Source organism: Mesorhizobium sp. WSM4820, assembly GCF_055811075.1.
This window is the reverse complement of sequence record NZ_JBVVQN010000011.1, coordinates 145,403-161,352: the sequence shown is the minus strand read 5'-3', so window position 1 is coordinate 161,352 and position 15,950 is coordinate 145,403. Positions and strand designations below refer to the sequence as shown.

At 61.0% G+C, this 15,950-nt stretch carries 13 protein-coding genes and 2 pseudogenes; 6 read left to right on the top strand and 9 right to left on the bottom strand.

All coding sequences use genetic code 11. The annotated features are described in order from the left end of the window. Nucleotides 1-104 precede the first annotated feature (104 nt). The 5 genes from AC0L2R_RS19210 to AC0L2R_RS19190 all read left to right on the top strand — a co-directional run bounded on the left by AC0L2R_RS19210 (nt 105) and on the right by AC0L2R_RS19190 (nt 5,642). Nucleotides 105-641: a copper chaperone PCu(A)C gene (locus tag AC0L2R_RS19210; RefSeq protein ID WP_473510819.1), complete on the top strand. Its 537-nt coding sequence runs from the start codon at nt 105-107 to the stop codon at nt 639-641. Nucleotides 642-680: 39 nt separating this feature from the next. Then, nucleotides 681-1,199, top strand: coding sequence for a YcnI family copper-binding membrane protein (locus AC0L2R_RS19205; protein ID WP_473510818.1), 519 nt, complete (start codon nt 681-683; stop codon nt 1,197-1,199). Between the two features lie 54 nt (nt 1,200-1,253). Continuing rightward, nucleotides 1,254-2,879 (top strand): copper resistance CopC/CopD family protein, encoded by a 1,626-nt coding sequence (locus tag AC0L2R_RS19200; RefSeq protein WP_473510817.1) that lies wholly within the window; start codon nt 1,254-1,256, stop codon nt 2,877-2,879. A gap of 188 nt (nt 2,880-3,067) precedes the next feature. After that, entirely contained in the window at nt 3,068-4,495 is a 1,428-nt protein-coding gene (gene gndA / locus AC0L2R_RS19195; RefSeq protein WP_473510816.1) for an NADP-dependent phosphogluconate dehydrogenase, read from the top strand. Nucleotides 4,496-4,775: 280 nt separating this feature from the next. After that, a complete protein-coding gene (locus AC0L2R_RS19190) occupies nt 4,776-5,642 on the top strand; it encodes a serine protease family protein (protein WP_473510814.1) in 867 nt (288 codons plus the stop codon). A gap of 165 nt (nt 5,643-5,807) precedes the next feature. On the opposite strand, the gene AC0L2R_RS19185 is transcribed toward AC0L2R_RS19190, so the two are convergent. The 6 genes and pseudogenes from AC0L2R_RS19185 to AC0L2R_RS19160 form a co-directional block, all read right to left on the bottom strand. Further along, nucleotides 5,808-7,667: an ABC transporter ATP-binding protein gene (locus tag AC0L2R_RS19185; RefSeq protein ID WP_473510813.1), complete on the bottom strand. Its 1,860-nt coding sequence runs from the start codon at nt 7,665-7,667 to the stop codon at nt 5,808-5,810. 375 nt (nt 7,668-8,042) lie between these two features. Then, nucleotides 8,043-9,101, bottom strand: coding sequence for a hypothetical protein (locus AC0L2R_RS19180; RefSeq protein WP_473510812.1), 1,059 nt, complete (start codon nt 9,099-9,101; stop codon nt 8,043-8,045). A gap of 83 nt (nt 9,102-9,184) precedes the next feature. Then, nucleotides 9,185-10,099: an HNH endonuclease gene (locus AC0L2R_RS19175; protein WP_473510810.1), complete on the bottom strand. Its 915-nt coding sequence runs from the start codon at nt 10,097-10,099 to the stop codon at nt 9,185-9,187. A gap of 74 nt (nt 10,100-10,173) precedes the next feature. Further along, nucleotides 10,174-11,133 carry a hypothetical protein gene (locus AC0L2R_RS19170; protein ID WP_473510809.1) on the bottom strand — a complete coding sequence of 320 codons (960 nt, stop codon included), beginning with the start codon at nt 11,131-11,133 and terminating at the stop codon, nt 10,174-10,176. Then, nucleotides 11,126-11,410, bottom strand: a complete 285-nt coding sequence (locus tag AC0L2R_RS19165; RefSeq protein WP_473510808.1) for a hypothetical protein — start codon at nt 11,408-11,410, stop codon at nt 11,126-11,128. Before AC0L2R_RS19165 ends, AC0L2R_RS19170 begins: the two co-directional genes overlap by 8 nt. Nucleotides 11,411-12,095: 685 nt before the next feature. Beyond that, nucleotides 12,096-12,381: pseudogene (locus AC0L2R_RS19160) on the bottom strand (LacI family transcriptional regulator); the annotation flags it as partial. Between AC0L2R_RS19160 and AC0L2R_RS19155 the strand changes: the two are divergent. Then, a pseudogene (locus AC0L2R_RS19155) lies at nt 12,375-12,623 on the top strand (NADP-dependent phosphogluconate dehydrogenase); the annotation flags it as partial. The pseudogenes AC0L2R_RS19160 and AC0L2R_RS19155 sit on opposite strands and share 7 nt — an antisense overlap. 160 nt (nt 12,624-12,783) lie before the next feature. Here AC0L2R_RS19155 and AC0L2R_RS19150 read toward each other — a convergent pair. The 3 genes from AC0L2R_RS19150 to AC0L2R_RS19140 form a co-directional block, all read right to left on the bottom strand. Continuing rightward, complete coding sequence (locus AC0L2R_RS19150) at nt 12,784-13,758, bottom strand: LacI family DNA-binding transcriptional regulator (RefSeq protein ID WP_473510806.1); 975 nt, start codon at nt 13,756-13,758, stop codon at nt 12,784-12,786. 98 nt (nt 13,759-13,856) lie between these two features. Further along, complete coding sequence (locus AC0L2R_RS19145) at nt 13,857-15,359, bottom strand: tripartite tricarboxylate transporter permease (RefSeq protein WP_473510805.1); 1,503 nt, start codon at nt 15,357-15,359, stop codon at nt 13,857-13,859. Nucleotides 15,360-15,372: 13 nt separating this feature from the next. Next, nucleotides 15,373-15,792, bottom strand: coding sequence for a tripartite tricarboxylate transporter TctB family protein (locus AC0L2R_RS19140; protein WP_473493313.1), 420 nt, complete (start codon nt 15,790-15,792; stop codon nt 15,373-15,375). Nucleotides 15,793-15,950 lie beyond the last annotated feature (158 nt).

Below are 15,950 nucleotides of genomic sequence, written 5' to 3'. Positions count from 1 at the left end.
TCCGTCCCAGTTCGCCTTGCGGAATATTTCGCGGGCGAATTCGTTCAACATCGAAACTGTTCGCGACCGGCCGACGGCGCGATTTCTCAGTTGCTGGAGCTATCATGTCTCACACTTTCCGCGCCCGGTTCGGCCGCAACAGCTCGTTCCTGCGCCACTTCGAGGAGCGACTCGGCATCACCGTGTTCCTCCTTGCCCTGCTGTTCGTCAGCGCCCAGACCGTTTTCGCGCATGAGTTCAGGGTCGGCGACCTCGAGATCGTGCATCCCTGGTCGCGCGCCACGCCGCCCGGCGCCAAAGTGGCCGGCGGCTATTTCACCGTCACCAACACCGGCAGTTCGCCGGACCGGCTGCTGTCGATCTCCTCGGAAATTTCGGCCAAGGCCGAATTGCATGAGATGGGCGTCAAGGACGGCGTCATGACGATGCGGCCGGTCAGCGGCCTCGAAATCCCGGCCGGCGGCAAGGCCGCGCTAGCTCCCGGCGGTTATCATTTGATGTTTGTCGGCCTCAAGCGTCAGCCCAAGCAGGGCGAGACGTTTCCCGCCACGCTGACTTTCGAGAAGGCCGGCACGGTCGCCGTCGAGTTCACGGTGGAAGGCATGGGCGAAACGGGCGGCATGCACGACCATGCCAATTGATCCGGCCAGATCCGCTCAATTCAAACTCGAGGAACCATCATGAACAATTATCTTCTGTCGGCCGGCGTGTTTTTCGTCTTGGGGACAAGTGCTGCCTTTGCCCACATTACGCTGGAAGCGCAGGAGGCGGCGGTCGGTTCGACCTACAAGGCGGTCCTGCGCGTGCCGCATGGCTGTGAAGGCAAGGCGACGACCGCCGTGCGCGTGCAGATCCCGGAGGGAGTGATTTCAGTGAAGCCGATGCCGAAGGCCGGCTGGACGCTGCAGGTCAAGAACGGCAGATACGAGAAATCCTATCAGCTCCATGGTCAAGAGATGTCCAGCGGCGCTAGGGAAGTCAATTGGAGCGGCGGCAGCCTGCCGGACGAATTCTACGACGAATTCGTCTTCCGCGGCACACTGGCGGCGGATCTGCCGGCCGGCCAAACGCTCTACTTCCCGGTGGTGCAGGAATGCGACGGCGCCGCCGAACGTTGGATCGAGATACCAGCGGCCGGCCAGGATGAGGACGCGCTGGAATATCCGGCGCCCGGCCTCAAGCTTGCGCCGAAGCAATGATTATTTGGCGGCGCGCATTGTTCGAAAGAGTGCGCCGCTGTTTTGTGCCGTGACATGAGTGCTGCATCCCTGCTGCGAACGGTCTGCGCAACCGGCCGATTTGTGATCTGCCAGCTGGCTGCGATCGTGCTGCTTGCCGCCATTGCCGCGCCAGGTCAGGCCTTCGCCCACGCGGCGCTGGTCACAACCGAGCCGACGGACGCCGCCGTGCTGGCGCAGAGCCCCGCGCAGTTCTCGCTGACCTTCAGCGAGCCGGTGTCACCGCTGATGCTGACCTTGGTGCGGCCCGATGGAACGCCGGTTCCTCTGACATCCTTTCGGCTCAACGGCCAGACGCTCGACATCGACAATCCGCAACGGCTCGGATCCGGCACGCATGTGCTGAGCTGGCGGGTGATCTCCGCCGATGGCCATCCGGTCGGCGGCTCGGTGCTGTTCTCGATCGGCGCGCCGAGTGCGGCGCCGGCCGTCGCCGAAGCTGTCGACCGGGGTCTGAGGTCGGCGATCTGGATCGGCAAGGTCTTTCTCTATGTCGGCCTGTTTCTCGGCGTCGGCGGCGCCTTTGCCATCGCCTGGCTGGCGAAGGGCGGGCGTTCCGGCCGGCGCTTCGTCATCGCCGCGATCCTGTGCGGCCTCGTCGCGGCGCCGTTGTCGCTCGGCTTGCAGGGACTGGACGCGCTCGGCGCACCGCTCGCCCGGCTGGCGCAGCCAGGCGTCTGGCAGGCCGGGCTCGCCACCAGCTTCGGCTGGACGGTGCTGGTCGCGCTGGTGGCGCTCGGGCTTGGCCTGCTGTCGCTGGTCGGGCCGCGCGGCGGCGCAAAGCTGTTTGCCCTGGTCGGCCTGGCCGGTGTCGGTGCCGCCCTCGCCGCCAGCGGACATGCAAGTGCCGCCGAACCGCAATGGCTGACAAGGCCGATGGTGTTTCTGCACGGCGCCGGCATTGCCTTCTGGGCCGGGGCGCTGGCGCCGCTCGGCCTCACTATCAGGCGGAAGCCGGCCGAGGCCGCGCCTTTCCTGCGCCGGTTTTCCCTGGGGATACTGCCCGTCGTGGCCGTGCTTGCGGCCACTGGCTTCGTGCTGGCTGTCATCCAGGTACAGGCGCCCGCAGCTTTGCTCGAGACCGCCTATGGCCGGCTGCTGCTGGTCAAGCTGGCGCTGCTGTTGTTTCTGTTCATTCTGGCCGCCATCAACCGCTGGAAGCTGACCGGTCCCGCGGAAGCGGGAGAGACGGAAGTACAGAAGAGGCTGGTCCGCTCGATCGGCATTGAGATGCTGATCGTTCTGGCGATATTCGGGGTTGCCGCCGGCTGGCGCTTCACGCCGCCGCCACGCGCCCTGGCGATCGCAGCGGCGCAGCCGGCTTCGGTGCATATCCACACGCCGAAGGCGATGGCCGACCTCAGCATCACACCCGGCCATGTTGGGCCGGTTGCCGCCTCGATCGTCATCATGACCGGCGATTTCGGCCCGCTCGACGCAAGCCAGGTGACGTTGGTGCTGTCAAAACCCGACTCCGGCATCGAGCCGATCAAGCGCGCGGCGACAAAGCGTGGCGACGGCACCTGGCGTGTCGACGATCTCGTCGTCCCGGTCCCGGGCCGATGGACGGCGCGGCTCGATATTCTCGTCTCGGATTTCGAGATCGTGAAGATAGAGGCGCCGATCGATATCAGGCGATGAGGACCAGCCGGCAGTCTGCGCAACACATTTCGGCGAGGCGGTTGACGCGGCCTTGAAGGCCCGTCATTCATTTCGGCAAGATTGGCATTTCGGCAAGATTGGCATCTCGACAAGAATGGCATCCCAAGAAGAATGGGCACCGCTAAAAAACGCGCCTCAACAAAAGATCCGAAAGCAGGGAAGAAACGATGGAAAAAGCCGAAATCGGCCTGATCGGCCTCGGCACGATGGGCTCCAACCTGGCGCTCAACATCGCCGAGAAGGGGCACCGCATAGCCGTTTTCAACCGCACGGCGGCACGCACCGACGCCTTTGTCGAAAATGCCGGGGCGCTCAGGGATATGGTCGTGCCCTGCTACAGCCTGGAGGAACTCGCCGCCGCCATCCGGCCGCCGCGGCCGATCATCATCATGGTGCTGGCCGGCAAGCCGGTCGATGAGCAGATCGCGGCACTGCGCGGCGTGCTGTCGGCCAACGACATCGTCATCGATGCCGGCAACGCCAATTTTCGCGACACGATGCGGCGCTTCTCCGAACTTTCCGATTCGGGTCTCACCTTCATCGGCATGGGCGTGTCCGGCGGCGAGGAGGGCGCGCGCCATGGACCGTCGATCATGGTCGGCGGCACCGAACAGTCCTGGAAACGCGTCGAAAAGGTGCTGACCGCCATTTCGGCCAAGTTCAGGGACGAGCCCTGTGCGGCATGGCTTGGCACCGATGGCGCCGGGCATTTCGTCAAGACCATCCACAACGGCATCGAATATGCCGACATGCAGATGATCGCCGAGATCTACGGCATCTTGCGCGACGGGTTAGGCATGGGGCCGAAGGAGATCGCACAGGTGTTTGCCGGCTGGAACAAGGGCCGGCTCAACTCCTATCTGATCGAGATCACCGCCAAGGTGCTGGCCGCCGACGATCCGAAGACAGGCAAGCCGGTGGTCGATATCATCCTCGATCGCGCCGGCCAGAAGGGCACCGGCAAATGGTCGGTCATCGAGGCGCAGCAGCTCGGCATTCCGGCCACCGCGATCGAGGCCGCGGTGGCGGCGCGCGTGCTGTCGTCGATCAAGGACGAGCGGCTGGCCGCCGAAAACGCCTATGGCAAAGGCGGCGTGACCACAATTTCCGGAGACAAGGACGCGCTTCTTGGCGATCTCGAACTGGCGCTGTTCGCCGGCAAGATATCAGCCTATGCGCAAGGCTTCGCGGTGATGAGCGGCGCATCGAAGGAATTCAACTGGAACCTGCCGATGCCGACCATCGCCAAGATCTGGCGGGCAGGCTGCATCATCCGCTCGCAATTGCTGGACACGATGGCGGAAGCCTTCGGCACCGGCGGGGCGGCCACCAATCTTTTGATGGCACCGGCCTTCATTGCAATGATGCAGGAAGCGCATCCATCGCTGCGGCGCATCGTGGCAAGGGCGTCGGAAGCCGGCTCGCCGGTGCCGGCGCTGTCGTCGGCGCTTGCCTATTTCGACAGCTATCGCCAGGGCCGCGGCACCTCGAACCTGATCCAGGCGCAACGCGATTTCTTCGGCGCGCACGGCTTCGAACGCATCGACGGGCCGGGCGCTTTCCATGGCCCTTGGGGGAGCGGAGCGGGCGGCTAGCGCCCAATTTCGGCCATCCAGGACCCCTCAGCGACTTCCTGAAAGCTGCCGTCCACTCAAGGGGTGGCAGGCGGCTGAAATGGGGTGGGAACCGGAATGACGACTTTCGGGGAGCCGCGCGCCTCAGCGGACCTTCGGTCGACCATCGCCATTTCCTGCTTCTGGCCCATTGCGGTCATTGGCGCGGTGAATAGCCCGTCCGTTTTTCTAGATCTTTTTGATCGGCTCAAGGCAATGATAGATATGCCACTCGCTCCGTGTCGCCAACGAAGGAACGCAAATGCCAGAGAAGGGAGTAAGATCGACCTACTCACAGGCCCCGTTCAGGATTTCGACACATGATCTTGGCGGTCAGATCGCGACGGGGACGGCTTTTCACTATCTTCACAATGGAAAGCGTTTCATCGTGACGAACTGGCACAACTTAACCGGCCGAGACTTCTTCACTGGGAGGAACCTCAACGAACAAGCGCGGACGCCGCTATGGATCGAGGTACACACCGCTTTGTGGCAATCTCCTGCTACGGAACCGGTTCGATATTTCGGGATAGTCAGCCGGAGGGTCGAAATCTACGGCGATCCTAATGCGCACCTCGACCGCTTGTGGTTGGAGCATCCGCAACTCGGTGGACAGAGTTGTGACATAGTCGCGATCCTAGATCCCAAACCGGACCAAGAGCCGGAGTTCATGCACAATAGCGTCAACTTAATCAGTGACGCTCGGGTGCCAGTCCTTCCCGGCGAACTCGCCTTCGTCATCGGATATCCTCGGGGGCTTCGTACGGGATTTGGCCTTCCGATCTGGAAATCGACATTCATTGCGTCGGAGCCTCACTACAATGTGGAGGTGGCGGAAAGGAGCCTCCCTGCATTCTTCCTAGACGGATATACCCGTGAAGGTATGTCGGGCTCTCCCGTATTCGCACGGTTCCGAGGGATGTGGGACGCAAAAGACCCTTACAAACCGGTCAATCCTAGTGAACCGGGCTTCTGGAACCGAGATGATGTAAACATCTTTGGGTCGGAAGCGACGGAGTTCATTGGGATTTACAGCGGGCGCATACCGGAGAAAGAAGGAGAGGCAGCATTGGGCCTATGCTGGAGGAAAGATGCTATCGAGCAAGTTTGCTCAGCGCACTTCCTATAGGGCACTGACCAGCAGCACGGTAACAGCGCTCGCTGATGATCGATTTGATTTGAATGCTTATGGCCGCTTTTGGCGCGAAGCCACCCGTCACCTACGCTTATTGGGATGCGCCTGCGCCGCGTTGCGACCGGCTTGAGGTCGAATGCGGCTGCGGCCACCTATCCGCTAAGCTCCCGCCCGAGCGCGATGCATACTTGCATAACTGCCGCCGGCTGCGAGCAACTCGGCATGAGTACCCCGTTCGACTACTCGGCCGCGTTCGATCATGATGACGCGGTCGGCACGCTCAATGGCGGATGCGCGATGCGCGACCACGAGCACCGCCTTTTCCGTCGCAATCGCTTCCATGGCATCCAGAATTCCCTCTTCACGCTCGGTGTCGAGGTGCGAGGTCGCCTCGTCCAGTATGAGCAGGGGCCGATCGCGCAGCACCGCGCGGGCTATGGCAATGCGCTGTCGTTCTCCACCAGAGAACCGCTTCCCTCGCTGGCCGACCATTGTACCGAGACCGTCGGGCAACTGCCGCAGCAGATCTCCGAGCCCTGCTTTATGCAGTGCATCCACAAGCCGTTCATCGGTTGCATCCGGCAAGCCGTAGTTGAGATTGTCGCGCAGTGACGCATCGCGCAGGTAGACGTCCTGACTGACCAAGGAGACGGACCGCCAAACGTCCTCCTCCGTCAGCTGGCGCGTGTCCAGGCCCTCTACCCTTACGGTCCCGTTCGAAGGCCGGACCGTGCCACAGGCGAGGCTGATGATGGTCGACTTGCCCGATCCGGAATGCCCGGCGATGGCAACCGTTTCACCACGGCGAACTGAGAACGAAATGTCATTGAGAAGGTCGGACGGACGGTCGTCGCTCTCAGGTTCTTCCGCCTCGTTCAGCCGCGTCAGAGATACGCCGGCAAGGAACCCGCTCATGCCCGAGCTCGCGCTCGCGACATCGGAAAGACTGTTGACCGCCACTGCGCTTCGATCGGGATAGGCATAGGACACCCCCTCAAACGTCAGCACGTTTTCTGATGGCAACGGATCCGCCGGACGTGCGGAGGCTGCCACGGTCCCAAGGCCTGTGTTTGGTGACTGCAGTACAGCCTCGACACGATCCAACCCCATGCCGGCGCGGATCAGCGGATAGCGCTGCCCTACGACTTCGCCCAGCGGCTGCCGGACGAGGCCGACAAAAAACAGTGCCGAGACGACGCTGCCGATCGAGATTTGTCCGGCGGACGCCAGCAACACGCCGATGCCAAGAAAAAGCACCGTGGTCAGGTCGAAGCAGAGTCGATAGGCAACGGAGATGACAGCCCGCCAGTTGTCCATGCGGTATGCGATCTCGATCGATTGGTCGGCAATTTCACCGAAGCGGCGTTCCTCCGCCTCCGTGGCCCGCGCCTGGCGGACGAGGCTGACCGCATCGCCGCTGGTCGTGCTCTCGATCTGCGAGGCGGCTGCCGCGTTGACCTTATAGGAGTCCTTGATCGTCGAATTGATTTGCCCCTCGGCAAAGCGCACTGCCAGGAGGGCAATCGGAACCAGGGCAAAAGCAACGAGGAACCAGATGTTGATCAGCGCCAATGCGATCGCGACTGCGGCTAACCCGACCCACCCGTGCACGACGGCCAGCGGGACTGTGGCAAAGAGCGGATCGACCATGCGCATATCGTTGGTCAGGCGACTGTTCAAGACGCCCGGATTGATGGTGGAATACGTGAGCAGCGGCATGCGGAGGAGATGGCCATAGAGACGCCGCGCTAGCTGCCAAGACAGGCCATAGCCCACGCGAGCGCCGAGTGAGTTTGCCACGACCTCGGCGACTGCCGCGGCGACAGCAATGGCGGCGACCAAAACCAGAAGTGGTAACAGCTCGATGAGTCCTGCGCCGCGCAGCGCGGCATCAATGGTTCGACCCAGTATGAGCGGCAAGCCAACTGGCAAGGCGGCGGCTATGGCAGTGCACGCGACCACAGGCAGGATGCGAAGCCAGTTGATGTCGAGGCCGAGCTGAAGGACCCTCCGCAGCATTTCGGTCTCCTCGACCCGACAACCAAGTCGCCATCCCTACATGCAGGCCGAGCAATTTCAAGGAGCTGATAGCTTTGCTGCTTCGCGCAGGAAGCCTTCTTTCGCCAATTGCATATCCGCTCTTGACAAGAGCGATTCTGCGCCATTTGCGACGGAGAAGTGAAGAAAAGACGGAGCGGCGTGAGATCAAGGGTGGAATACCCTACACTGTTTCCCCTGGAGTTCTAAAGAAAGCACTTGAGTCTATTATTGCCGCCGAACGTCCCGGATGGAAGCCCTTGGGCCTGATGTCCGACTCCCGTCTACCCTCGCCGAGGAGTTTCGGCTTCCAGGCAGGGGCATGCGAAGTCTGAAAAGGGTTTTGACGCTAGCCAACTAGAGCTGCCCCATTAGATTGAGCAGTCCGCCCATGGGGGTGTTCCATGCTCGAAAAGGAATCTCAATCTTGGTGTTGTCAGGGGAGGTCTTGATCAGCTTCATTCCACCCCTTTCGAGAACGTCGACCGCTATGTCTCCGATTGGATTGAACTCGGCTCTATCATCCCATTCGCCGAACCGCTCCCATAGTTTTTCATAAGCGGTTTCGAGTTTTTCGAAATACTCGGCGAACCAGTGATCGTTGAGTGCTTCAGCCAATTCGGGGAGATCGCCGATCTTCTTATCAAGGCCGTGCATCGTGCCAATCAGATAAGATGCCCATTTTATGAGGTTGCCGTATAGTGGCGGGACTTCTGTAAGAATTTGGTCGATGTCTCCATGCGTCCGATAGGATAGAATGAATTCATTCGCCGATTGATCTGTTTCCGAAAGTGCCTTGACGAACGTGCTGACATAACCGTCCGTCGGGTCTGTACCCCAGCATGCACTCGCCCGCGTAGCACCGTACTCTTCCCAGCATGCATCGGTGACCTCTAGCCGGAAACGGTCGAAGTAGTTCGATGCACCCTCACGTAGAATCACATTCGGAAATCGGTTGTCGAATGCTGTATGCAGCATCGCATGAGCGCATTCGTGTGCGAGGGTATGGATAGCCAGCGGGAATAATTCAGATTCAGGTTCTGCCAAGCCCAGGATCGCATGGACGTGAAAGACCAAGTGGGTTTTGAGTTTTCCATCTCTTAGAACCGCTGGTGCCATTGCTATGCCGATTACACCGTCTTCGTCGGTGGAGGCCGACAAAGGTCGGAGGTCGTCTATGCCGCGATCGAGAGCGGCTAAAGCTTCATGGTAGTCCCCAGAAATGGTAACGCCATCGACCCCGCTGAGGTCCATTGATCTGCCGAGAACCTTCATCGCCCCTAATACTCGATAGGCAAACTCGCGGGCTTTATCCTCGCTCTCAAAAGGGCCGCTGAGGCCAATACCAACGTTAGTTGGCAGCGTTGTAGGCTCCTCAGAACCATCGACGGCGATGGGTTCGCTATCATCAGCCATGCAGGGTAACTCCAGAGTGGCCATAAGATCGGTATCGTATTGCTTCTGTTCAAGAATATTCGTTGGTCGCTGCAGGGTCCGGGCTAGGCCAAGGTTGCCTGCTCGGTGATTACACTTCTCAGCTCGGCTATTGAATACGGCGGATTTCGACGATGCACGACGTGATGACAATTTGCGCAGAGTGGCACGAGATCGCGGATCGGGTCGACCTGATAGGCTTCGCCGATCTTCGAGAGAGGCGTTAGATGGTGAACGTGGATGAGATTGGCGCCAATCGGACCATACCTATCTTCATAGCTGAGATCGCATGCCTGGCATCGGTAGCCGAAGTGCTTGATACACTCACGTCGAGCTTCAGCGTTGCGTTCGTATTTTGTGAGTTCAACCGTTTTTAGCTCGCCTTCGGTTAGGACGCCGGCGGGGATCCCCAAACCCCCGTCCGTCGCCGTAGTGGGAGGGACCCGTCCGATCACGAAGTCCCCCGCGACCCCGGTGACGTGCATCTCCCAGATACTCCACTGACCAATGGAAAGGCTGGATTCCGGCGGGGCGGGATGCAAACCCGATGCCATCTCTCCTGTCACCGGGTCGCGCCATAAGCGGCGCATGTCGCGATTTCGTTCATGGAGATACCATGCCGGCCACTCGCCAAGTTGGTATGCCCAGGATTCGGCACGAGCGTGACACCTCCGCGCGATGGCCAAGCATTCCGAAGCGGGTGGAACTGCTATTGATATCCGGAAGTTGGGGCCTGGCTGATCTGCGGGTGGTGTTAAATAGGCGTAGTTCTTCGTCTGCTTGACAAGCGACCATCCCCGCCTTGGAAGAATCACGCTCAGCGTGAGGGAAGCTCCGAACCGATAGGTATTCGGTCCATACTTCTTTGGTGCCTTCCCACTTGCACTGAACTCGATCACTTCGATCGGCCAACCTGGAGGGGTGTGGGTGCGCGCCGCTGGTTCGTCGAGTTCCCAGGTATCTGCCTCTTCTTTGGCCACGAATCTGTTTCCCGTTAGAGGGTCGCGAGCTCGGATATCGTGCCATCCGGCTTGCTCGGTCGGGGTCTCAGGACCTAATCGTCCTTCGACAACGTGTGATCGCAGTAGTCGCAGAGTCGAGGATTGTTGATAGACTTGTTGCTTATCCTAAGTGACTCACCACACCTCGCGCAGTCGCCGCCCACAGCGTAGCCGCAAAAGAAGCATTTTACGGTGATGCCTGTTTCCACATATGTGGCGTTGTAACACTCAGGACAGTCGTGAATCGTCGGCTCCAGCCCCTCTTTGGCAGCCATGTAGTCATCAATGCCGAAGCCTGCCTGTACAACTATCTCGACGGTCTTCTCGGCTGAGAATGTATCGCCGCATGCCTTGCAGCACCCCTCTATGTCACCCGGCTCGTCGTTGGTGTCGTCTTTCTGGTAAACGAGCGACGATCTACAGTTCGGGCACGAGATATCATCGCGCTCGGCGATCTCTGACCACCAGGGAATTTCCTGAAATGTCGCGTTGCACGTGTCTTTCAGCTTTCTGAAGAACGCGCGTTCTGCAAGCATCAGATCCCACGTGTCGCCAAGCTCAACCTTGGGCGATTTCTCCAGTATTGCAAAGAATCCTTCCACCAAAGGAAAGCAGTCGGCTATCACTTGCCGTATTGCTGGTTTCGGCGTTGCAGAGTGGTAGTGCTCAAAGTCATTCCGGAGCTTCTGGAGGCCTTTGATGTCGCCAGCAGGCCATGTGAGCTTGAAGCCCTTGAAACGGTCACGGAGTTCAGCCAAGTCAATGGTCTGCTGGCCTTTTGCTGCATATGCTACCTCGCCGTCGTCGTCCAAAATAGGGGCGAATTTTGATGCAAGGATTTCCATGGGTTCGGCATCGTCTGGCGCAGCATTCAAAAGACATTGTTTTCCGAGAAGCAGCACCCCGGCATAGAAATTCCGGAGCGCGCTTATCGGCCGGAGTTCGTCGTTGGATTGAAAATCCTGGATACCAAGCCTGATCGAGGCGATGGCGTTCTCGTAGATGTCACTCATCGCCTCTGAATCCTTGGTCCGCGTGGACAGCCATAGCCGCCACGTGATCGAACATCTTCTTTAGATGCTTGCTCACGAGCGCCTGTGTGGCCTTCGGAGCTTGCCCTGAATCGTAGACGGAGCCTTCGACAGCTTCCCGAAACTGTTTCACGGCCGCGCTTGGGGTGGTTCCAGCCAGATGGGCATAGTTGCTGGCCGAGAGCAGGGCCAACGCGTGAAAGGCGTGTTCAAGAGCCAGCAGCCTTGCCAAGTCGTCCTCACCCCAATTGGCGCTCATTGTTCGCTTCCTTCGCCTGCGCAATCTCTGACCGATTCCCCTTCGCTTCTCAATTGTTGACAAGGGAATCCTTGGGGGCCGTACACCTCCGCATACCAACCAGGTGTACGTTTCTTGCTTCTGGCGGTTTTTGTCAGCGCTATTTGCGCTTTAGAGTCAATCGAGGACCACGACGTGGACTCGAACCCCTATTTCTGACCAAGCACTTATTGGTTTCACGCCCGCCAGTAACCAAGATGTTGAGGCAGACACTGATCCAAATCTGATCGTTTGTTGGAGTCGTGTGCAGCGCACCGCGCCGATTTTCTGGAGTGATAAGCCGAGCCCGACGCGGCGATTCGTAACCCTACTCGGCGGCCGTCTCCGATGGCGCCTCTGCCGGCCCCGAAGGCTCGGCCTCGGCACGGGGCGAAGGAGACCGATATGGGCATTACCACGCCGGCCGGATTGAAATGGACTGCAACACTGCGGCATCGCAAGCAACGTCGTTGCGGCCAAGATGGGGTGCCAGCGGAATGGCCTTTCAGGCTAGTTCGTCCCAGAACCGGATCGTCCGCTCGCGGCCCCAAGGCTGCCGGTCAGCAGCGCGCATTTTGCAGCCAGTGGAATCACTTCGCGCCGCAGAAATGCGGCTAAGACAAATAGATGGAGCGGGATGCCCAGTTCAATTTAAACGTATCCCGCTCTAGTCGGGAGGGCGATAGGCCAGAACCCGGTCGGCTTGCTCACGCTCTGCAAGGAGCCAGGTGTTGCGCCGCCGATCCAGCTCAGCACCGAGCGGGCATCTCGGCGCCGTCCAGCCGGAAGTTCTCGTTGACCACCAGCAATTCCCTGCGGAATAGGCGCAGCAGGTCGGACGACTGCTTGAACACCACGTCGACGTCCCGGCCGACCCTGAGGCCGGCGTCCTCGATGCCGGCGACGATGGCGAGTGTCGCGGCAACGGCACTGCTGACGAAACCGTCCGGCCTTCATCGCGATGATGCAGGAAGCGCATCCGTCGCTGCGGCGCATCGTGGCAAGGGCGTCGGAAGCCGGCTCGCCGGTGCCGGCGCTGTCGTCGGCGCTTGCCTATTTCGACAGCTATCGCCAGGGCCGCGGCACCTCGAACCTGATCCAGGCGCAACGAGATTTCTTCGGCGCGCACGGCTTCGAACGCATCGACGGGCCGGGCGCGTTCCATGGCCCTTGGGGGAGCGGAGCGGCAGGTTAGCGCCTAATGTCGGTCGTAAGAATCACCTTGCCGGCCCCGGGAAGCAGATATTGTGCGTGACCAGCTAGAGGTCGTGGTCGCGCGAGAAGTCGTCGTTACAACTGGTTTGTGGAACCTGACATCGCTTCACAGGGTCCACGGGGTTGCCGTCGAAACGTGCTCAGGCTGATGCTCGCCGAATGATCCTGAACCCGATGTCGATGACGTTCTCCGCCTGCTCCTCGCCGCGGAAGCGCGACAGGATGGCCTCGGCGGCGGCAGCGCCGAGCGCTTCGCGGTCGACGCGTACGGTGGTCAGCGCAGGTTCCACCGCGGCGGCATATTCCTGGTCTCCGAAGCCGATCACCGCCACGTCGCCCGGTACGGAAAGTCCTCGCGCAAGCGCCTCGATTAGGACGCCGTGCGCGAGCAGATCGGAACTGCAGAACACGACGCCGCCCGAAAAGCCTTCCCGCAGCAGGCGCGAAAGCCCGGCCCGGCCGTTGGCCAGAGTCGCCGGCGCGTCGAAAGCCGCTTTCAGGACGGCATGGCCGCTACTCCGCTCGAAGCGGTCCGAGAACGCCTGCTGGCGCCGGCGCGCCCGCTCGTCGCCGGCCGACACGCAGGCCGCGCGCGGGTAGCCTGCGTCGATCGCGAAGTCGGCCGCCGCGCGGCCCGCCTCGACATGCGAGAAGCCGACGCAGATGTCGATCGGCGTGGTGCTGATGTCCCAGACCTCGACGACCGGAATGCCCGCCGCCAGCAGCATGCGCCGCGCCTGCGCGGAGTGGTGAATGCCCGTGAGCAGCATCGCGTCGGGCCGGCGCGAAAGGTGGGTGGCGATGAACGCCTCCTCGTCGCCGGGGTCGAAACCCGTTTCCGACAGCAGAATCTGGTAGCCGCGCGCGCGCATGCGTTCGTTGAACGAGGTGATCATCGAGGCGTAGACGATGTTCGAGATCGACGGAACCAGCGCCGATACCAGCATGCTCCTCTGGGAGGCGAGCGCGCCGGCGAGCGCATTCGGAACGAAGCCGGTGACGCGGATCGCCTCGTGGATGCGCCGAAGCGTCTCAGCAGAGACCTTTGAGGGTTCGGAAAGCGCGCGCGAGACCGTGACCTGCGAGACGCCGGCCATACGGCCGACCGTCTGCATGGTCACCGCCCCTGACGAGCGTCTGCGCCTGGCGCGAGTCGAAGTCTCCTCCACAACCATGTACGACTTATTTCTTCGGACGGCCCGAAAGGCAAGTTTCAACCGGCGGCGAGCTTCTCCGCGCGCTGGCGGCGGCCGATGACGACCGAAACCGCAATCGACGCCACGATCAGGACCCACAGGAAGGCTGCGATCCAGCTCTTGGTGAAGAAGATCGTCAGGTCGCCAAACGACTCCAGGCTCTTGACGAAGTAGATTTCGGCCGAAGGCCCGAGGATGAAACCGATGATGAACGGAGCGGTTTCGAGCCCCAGCTTGACGCCGATCCAGCCCGCGACGCCGAAGAAGAGCAGCGTCCAGACGTCGAACATGATGCCGTAGTTGATTGTATAGGCGCCGATGACGCACATCATCAGGATCACCGGATAGAGGATCGCCTTCGGAATCGCCACCGCCAGCGAGAACCAGCGGATCGCGTAGTACATCATCGCGAACGTGACCAGGTTGGCGAGCAGCATCGCGATGATCATCGAGTTCCACGTTTCCGGATGCTGGCCTATGAACAGGGGCCCGACCTGGATGCCCTGAAGCGCGAAGGCGCCGATCAGAAGGGCAGTGGTCGAATCTCCCGGTATCCCGAGCGACAGCAGCGGCACCAGCGCTCCGCCGGTCAACGCGTTGTTGCTCGTCTCCGAAGCGATGACGCCCGCCGGTTCGCCCTTGCCGAACGTCTCGGGATGCGACGAACTCGTCTTCGCCGCCGTATAGGCGAGGATCGACGCCGCCGACCCGCCGATCCCCGGCAGGATGCCGACGAAGGTGCCGATGCCCGACGAGCGGATGAGATTGATCGTCTGGCCCCGAAATAACGACCACGAGAACTTCGACCTGCCGCCCGACTCCAGTTCCTTGACCGAAGGCCCCTTCGGCATGCCGATCTCGGCCTCCTCCAGCACCGTCGTCAGCCCGAACAGCGCGATCAGCACCGGCAGCAGCGCGAAGCCGCCGTAGAGGATGTCCTCCATGCTGGGCGGGATCAACCGGAAATGGCCGTTGCCGCCATCGGTCACGTCATAGACCCCGACGAGGCTGACAAAGATGCCCAGGAAGCCCGAGAAGATGCCCAGCAGCATGTCGCTCGACAGCGCGCCCATCACCGTCAGCGCGAACAGGATGATCAGGAACTTTTCGACGTAGGAGAAGCGGATCGCGAAATCGGCCAGCCACGGCGTGAACAGATAGAGCGCCGCCAGCGAGATCAGGCCGCCGATCAGTGAACCGATGATGGCGATACGCATCGCCTGCTCGCCTTTGCCCTGACGGGCCATCTGGAAGCCGTCGAACGTGGTCGCGACCGACGACGGCGTGCCGGGTATGCCGATGAGGATCGCCGGCACCACCCCGCCTGAGATGCCGCCGACATAGAGACCGATTAGCAGGGCGAGGCCGTTCTCGAGCCCAAGCGAGTAGGTCATCGGCAGGCAGACGGCCACCGCCATCGTCGCCGTCAGGCCGGGAATGACGCCGAAGACGATACCGATAGCCGTTCCGCCGGCGATCAGCAGCACAAACAGAGGCGTGACGAAACCGAACAGTTCCATTGGGTTCTCCCTGTCAGGGCAGCGTCAGGAAGAAGACGTGCGCGAACACCCACCACACCAGCACGGGCGCGGCGACCGCCACCACGCCAAGCACGATGACGGCGGACCTTGTACGCTCCTGCAGGTAGAGCAGCCCGCTGAGCGCCACGAACGGGATGGAGCAGATTAGGAAGCCCATGCCCGTGTTGGGCCAGATGTCACCGACAGGGACCATCAGCAGGAAATAAACCAGCGTCAAAGCGATCGTCCCGAAGAAGCGCGGCTTGTCCATCGCCGCCAAGGTCTGCGACCAGTACCGGCCGGCGCCAGCGATCGCCTGCCGGCGCGTGATGAGAATGGCCATCCCCAGCGCAAGCAGAATGCCGCCGATCAGTGTCGGAAACACCAGGTGCGAGGTCTGGAAATCGATCGTGACGCGCGTAAAATCGCCCATCTGCCGTGTGCTCCTCCATGCGCGAGCAGCGTGGGGGGGGGGGGGGGGGGGGGGGGGAAAAAAAAAAAAAAAAAAAAAAAACCCCCCAAATCGGGGGGGGGAGCGGGTTTTTTTTTTTTTTATGTTTTTTATAAAAAACAGAAGCAGATATATTGAGG